The following is a 402-nucleotide window of genomic DNA, read 5'->3' as shown; positions in this document are numbered from 1 at the left end:
AAAACTAAGACTGACAATCTTAATCAGGGCGCTTAGCTCAGTTGGTAGAGCGTCTGCCTTACAAGCAGAATGTCGGCGGTTCGATCCCGTCAGCGCCCACCATATTTTACGACGCAGCGGTAGTTCAGTTGGTTAGAATACCGGCCTGTCACGCCGGGGGTCGCGGGTTCGAGCCCCGTCCGCTGCGCCATTTAAATATAAATTTAAGTTCCTGAGCTTAAATTTGAAATCTAAGACTGACAATCTTAAATCAGGGCGCTTAGCTCAGTTGGTAGAGCGTCTGCCTTACAAGCAGAATGTCGGCGGTTCGATCCCGTCAGCGCCCACCATATTCAAGCTGTAAAGCTTAATGACCCTAATTGCATTCGCAATTACCGTTGCAGCGGTAGTTCAGTTGGTTAG

General features: G+C 49.3%; 3 tRNA genes. All 3 read left to right on the top strand.

The features are described 5' to 3' along the window. The first annotated feature begins 26 nt into the window (after window positions 1–26). The 3 genes from B4F08_RS03400 to B4F08_RS03390 all read left to right on the top strand — a co-directional run bounded on the left by B4F08_RS03400 (window position 27) and on the right by B4F08_RS03390 (window position 329). A tRNA-Val gene (locus tag B4F08_RS03400) sits at window positions 27–102 on the top strand. A gap of 11 nt (window positions 103–113) precedes the next feature. After that, window positions 114–190, top strand: a tRNA-Asp gene (locus B4F08_RS03395). A gap of 63 nt (window positions 191–253) precedes the next feature. Continuing rightward, window positions 254–329: transfer RNA gene (locus tag B4F08_RS03390), tRNA-Val, on the top strand. Window positions 330–402 lie beyond the last annotated feature (73 nt).

The organism is Acinetobacter sp. UBA6720 (assembly GCF_002454215.1).
GTDB lineage: Bacteria > Pseudomonadota > Gammaproteobacteria > Pseudomonadales > Moraxellaceae > Acinetobacter.
The sequence above is the reverse complement of the archived record's forward strand: the minus strand, read 5'-3'. Positions and strand labels throughout refer to the sequence as shown.